This window comes from Corynebacterium sp. (genome assembly GCF_012838985.1).
GTDB lineage: Bacteria > Actinomycetota > Actinomycetes > Mycobacteriales > Mycobacteriaceae > Corynebacterium.
In genome coordinates this window covers 1-5,542 of the sequence record NZ_DUOE01000025.1, presented here as the reverse complement: position 1 = coordinate 5,542, position 5,542 = coordinate 1, and the positions used below count along the sequence as shown (strand labels likewise).

Here is a 5,542-nt window from a genome sequence, read left to right as displayed (position 1 = left end):
TCAGCTGGGACTTCACCTCCGTGTACGTCTCCGCCCAGGCCGCCGGCGGCACAAAGTCGGGACTGTAGGTGCGTTGGACGAGGGCGGAGACGTCATCGGGGCGTCGGAAAGCTGTGGGGAGATTCGCCAACGTCGACATGAGAATGGCGGGCTCATACACGGCGGCGCATCCCCGGTCGAAGACCGGGACCGGATCCGTGGCCAGGAGGCCGCGGACGTAGACCTGCGGCTCACGCAGCGCGGCAGGACGGTCCTCCACGGGCCGCTCATGGCGGTGCATACGGCCGATGCGCTGGATTAGCAGGTCCATGGGGGCGATGTCGGTGATGAGGGCGTCCGCGTCAATGTCGAGACTCTGCTCGGCGACCTGCGTGGCACAGATGATCCGCCGGTACGGGCGCCCCTCCCCGCGGCGGGAATCGGGGCCGAGAGCCTCCCGCAGCCGGTCCTCCTTGAAGGCGCGGTCCGAGGCCAGGAAAGCACTGTGGTGGAGCTCCACCTCTTCGGGGAAGGCCTGCGAGATCTCCGCGTACGCATCCTGTGCACGACGGACGGTGTTGCTGATGATCAGCAGGCAGCCGCCATCCTCAGTGAGCTTCTCGACGAGCCCCCGCAGCTCATCCAACCCGTCCGGCACGATCTCGATCGAGGCCTCGATGTCCGTCGGACGTGACTCCACCTCAATCTCACGCACCCCCTGCCCGTCCACCACGGTGATCAACGGATACGCCTCGGACAGGTCCTCGGGGAACGTGTCCTGGGTCTCCGAACCGTAGGCCTCGACCAGCGCCAGCTTCGTCTCCTTGGGCAGCGTCGCGCTGAGCAGGATGACGGACACCCCGTACCGGGCCAGCCACCGCAGCGCCAGCTGCAGGTAACTCTGCATGTAGAGGTCGTAGGCGTGCACCTCATCGACGATGATCACCTTGCCCGCCAGTCCGATGTGCCGGAGCATGGAGTGCTTCATCTGCAGGGCCATCATCAACACCTGGTCGACGGTGGCGACGACGAAGTCGGACAGCATGGCCTTCTTCGTGCCCTGCATCCACTGGCTGGCCACCACGGCCCCGTGTCCGCCGTCGGTGTCGGTGCCGATCCCGCCCATCCGCAGCTTCTCGAAGTCCGCCGACAGCATCTTCCGCGAATGAACCAGGTTCATCGAGGTCACGGTGTGTTCCGGCGTGTTGCGTGTGGCCCACTCCGCGACCCGGTGGAACAGTCCGTTCGCCGTTCCCATGGTCGGAGCCGCGAGCAGGAGCCCCTGCGCCCGGGTGTCAGCGGCGATACGCTGCCCGGCGGCCAGGGCGGCCTCCGTCTTCCCCTCCCCTGTCGGGGCCTCCACGATGAGCAGGCACGCACCGTCCACGTCGGACACCGCCTCGAACGCGGCCTTCTGCATCGGGCGCGCCCCGAAATGCTCCGGCCACCCGAAGGCCCGACGGTAGAACTCGTCCGTCCCTTCATCCGGTTGGTGCTCCACCGCCCACGGGCGAGTGAGATCCACCGCTGCGAACCCGGCGCGGACCCGCTCAGCCTGTGAACCTGACGCCACCATCGGGAAGCCCTTCTCGTTGGAGGCGATCCAGTCCGCCATGACCAGCAGACCCGTGAGACGCATGGTCACGTCAGCGTGGATCTGCTCCGGCAGCCGGGGCAGAACCTCCTCCACACCCGCCACCTGGGCCATCCCGGTGAGGATCTCCTGCTGCAGGGCACTCCATTCCTTCGGGTACCTCCGGAGGATCCTCGCCGCCTGATTGCGGGCCTCTCCTGTCGTGGCGATGCCGTGGTGGGCCCCGACCACCGCTCCGAGCGCATTCGCCACCCTTTTCGGGCAGCCCCGCTTCTGCAACCAGTCACTGACCAGCAGTTCGCCGACGAGTCCGTGCTGGAAGTGTCGCGAGCCTTCCTCGACCTTCGACATCTTCATGGGCAGCCCGGTGGCCGCGATGTCGTCGACGATGAGCCTCCCGAGTTCGTCATGTTCAATCTGCCGCGCGAACTTGAGGGTCGCCTTGGCCACGTCATGCGTGCCCGCCAGAAAAAGGAACAGCGTCCGCAGATCCGACTCCGCGATACCGGACTTCTTCTCCAGTGATTTCTTCACCGACTCCGCCAACCACTCATCCCACAGGACAGCGCCCACACAGGCCACGTCCCCCAGATGCTGGACGAGCGGCAGATATCCGAACTCATCGCCGGGTTTAGCCCACAGCACACGCAACTCAGGCGAAGAGGAATCGACGAACTGCTCCACACGTTCGAAGAACGGCAGGTCCATGTCGGGAGTGACCAATAGGCTCATGCTTATGACGGTAGCTTCCTACACAAAGAGTGTCAAGCGCTAGATTTTGATACAGGAACACAGTTAAGATAAATCCATGCTTTACGAATCCCCCATCGCCGCATTAGCGTTGCAACTGGCCCGCGTCAGCCGGCATGAGCCATGTGTACCTGCACAAAAGCTCGGGAAGCTCTCCCCTCCCCGCGCCAGCGGGGCTGAGCATGATGAGGGGCACGGACCCGTCAGGTCCGTGCCCCTCCCCTTATCTTTCACCCCACCCCACCTCCCGTTGCGCTGCTCAGGAGGGGGATCAGTGGGGCGTCGATAAGCAGCGATCAGGGTGCTCACCAGTGCGCACTCTAGACTGAGCACATGTTTGCGGTTGACCAGGCAATCTCCACCACCACCATCGTGTTCGGTGTCATCGGCCTTGTTCTGTCACTCCCCGTGTGGGGGCTTTTCCTGGCGGCGGGGCTGCGGATGTTCCGTTTCGTCCGTTCGGGGCAGCCGCTCCCGGCGGGTGACCGCACGGACAGGCCGCTGCAGCGTTTCTCCCGTGTGCTCGTGGAGGTGTTCGGGCACACGCACTTCAAGTCACGCCCGCTGGTCAATGTGGCCCACTGGCTGGTCATGGTGGGTTTCCTGTTCGGTGTGCTGGTGTGGTTCGAGGCGTACATCCAGACGTTCAATCCGGCGGGCGGGTGGCCGTGGCTGGGCGACTGGGGTGCGTACCGCTTCGTTGAGGAGGTGCTGGGTATCGGCACGGTCGCGGGTATCGTGGCCCTGGTCGTGGTGCGCCTGCGCCAGGGCACGAAGGAGCGTGGTTCGCGGTTCTTCGGTTCCGACCACACCGCCGCCCGCGCCATCGAGGCGATCGTCTTCCTCGAGGGACTGGGCATGCTGCTGGTCAAGGCCGGCAAGATCGCCACGTTCGGCGGTGGGCACCCGGTCGCGGACTTCCTCTCCCGCCACATTGCGGCGCTGCTGCCGGCGTCGCCGACGATGGTCTCCGCGTTCGCGCTGCTCAAGCTGCTCGGCGGCATGGCGTTCCTGGCGCTCCTGGCACGCAACCTCACGTGGGGTGTCGGCTGGCACCGCTTCCTCTCCTTCTTCACCATCTTCCTCCAGACCAACGCGGACGGCCGCAAGGCCACCGGCCGCCTGAAGCCGATGACCTCCGGCGGCAAGGTGCTCACCCTGGACAACATCGAGGAGGAGGACACGTTGGGCGTCGGCAAGCTGGGGGACGCCTCGTGGAAGATGCTTCTCGACGCCTCCACCTGCACCGACTGCGGCCGCTGCCAGGACCTCTGCCCCGCCTGGAACACCGGCAAGCCCCTCAACCCGAAGCTCCTCATGACCGACATCCGCGACGCCGCGTTCGGCAGGGAGTACGAGGGTGTCGACGTACTGAGCATGGCCAACGTCATCCCCGACGACGTCCTGTGGGCCTGCACCAACTGCGGCGCCTGCGTCGACCAGTGCCCCGTCGACATCGAGCACCTCGACCACGTCGCCGACCTGCGTCGCTTCCGTGTCCTCGCCGACTCCGAATTCCCCTCCGAACTCACCGGCCTGTTCAAGAACCTCGAGTCCAAGGGCAACCCCTGGGGGCGCAACCGCGCCGACCGCAACTCCTGGGTCGAGGCCGCACGTGCCGACGGCATCCCCGTCCCCGTCGTCGGCGACGACATCACCGACCTCTCCGACACCGAGTACCTCTTCTGGGTCGGCTGCGCCGGCGCCTTCGACGACGACGGCGTGCGCACCACCCGCGCCGTCGTCGACCTGCTGCACACCGCCGGCGTGAAATTCGCGGTCCTGTCCACCGGCGAGACCTGCACCGGCGATCCCGCCCGCCGCGCAGGCAACGAATTCCTCTTCCAGATGCTCGCCACCGAGAACATCGCCACCCTCAACGACCTTTTCGACGACATCCCCGCCGGCCACCGCAAAATCATCACGACCTGCCCCCACTGCTTCAACACCATCCGCAACGAATACCCGGATTTCGACGGCCACTTCGACGTCTTCCACCACACCCAGCTGCTCAACCGCCTCGTCCGCGACGGCCTGCTCACCCCCGTCCCCCGCGGCCCCGAGAACCGCCGCCCCGTCACCTACCACGACCCCTGCTTCCTCGGCCGCCACAACCAGGTCTACGACCCGCCCCGCGAGATGGTCGAGGCCGCAGGCGCATCCCTCGTCGAGATGGGCCGCACCCGCGAGGAGGCCTTCTGCTGCGGCGCCGGCGGCGCACGCATGTACATGGAGGAGACCATCGGCCGCCGCGTCAACGAATTCCGCTCCGAACAGGCCCTCGCCACCGGCGCCACCGAGATCGCCACCGGCTGCCCCTTCTGCACCACCATGATGACCGGCGGCGTCAAGGCCCTCACCTCCCCCTCCGAGAAGACCCCGGTCGTCCGCGACGTCGCCCAGATGCTCCGCGACTCCGTCCTCATCGACGGCCAACTCCCACCCGCCCGCGAACCCGCCTTCCTCGGCGAGGTGACCCGCCCGAAGCGCTCCCCCGCTACCGGTGATGGTGTGCCACTCCCGGGTCGCGATCTCGGCCTGACCTCCACCAAGCAGGTCGCTCCTGCTCCGGTTGTTCCGCCTGCTCCGACGGCTCCGAGTGCTCCGGGGGCTGCGGTGCCTCCGGCACCAGCTGTTCCTCCGACAGTTCCGCCCGCTCCGGCTGCCCCGCCGGCACCGAATGTTGTCATTCCGCCCGCGCCTGGTGCAGCGGTGCCTCCGGCGCCGGGCGCGGCAACCCCGCCGACAGTTCCGCCTGCTCCTGGCGCTGCGGTGCCTCCGGCGCCGGGGATTTCTGTGCCTCCCGCACCGGGAGCGGCAGTCCCGCCTGCTCCGGCTGCCCCGCCAGCACCAAATGTTGTAGTTCCACCTGCACCCGGTGCAGCGGTGCCTCCTGCACCGGCTGTTCCGCCAGCTCCAGGTACGGCAACCCCGCCCGTTCCGTCGGCACCGAATGTTGTCGTTCCACCTGCACCAGGCGCTGCTGTACCCCCAGCCCCCGCTGTTCCGCCAGCGCCAGGCGCAGCAGTCCCACCCGCCCCAGGCTCTGCTGTACCTCCCGCTCCGGCTGCCCCGCCGGCACCAAATGTTGTAGTTCCACCTGCACCTAGTGCAGCAGTCCCGCCTGCCCCCGCTGTTCCGCCAGCGCCAGGCGCAGCAGTCCCACCCGCCCCAGGCTCTGCTGTACCTCCCGCTCCGGCTGCCCCGCCGGCACCAAAT

2 protein-coding genes are annotated in these 5,542 nt (G+C 67.1%); one reads left to right on the top strand and one right to left on the bottom strand.

Annotated elements, in window-relative coordinates; translation table 11 throughout:
* Positions 1–2,305: CRISPR-associated helicase Cas3' (cas3, locus tag GXZ33_RS01050; RefSeq protein ID WP_291339013.1), on the bottom strand; the 2,305-nt coding region annotated here is incomplete at its 3' end.
* Positions 2,306–2,656: 351 nt separating this feature from the next.
* Here cas3 and GXZ33_RS01045 point away from each other — a divergent pair.
* The coding region (locus GXZ33_RS01045; RefSeq protein ID WP_291339012.1) for a (Fe-S)-binding protein at positions 2,657–5,542 on the top strand (2,886 nt) is incomplete at its 3' end.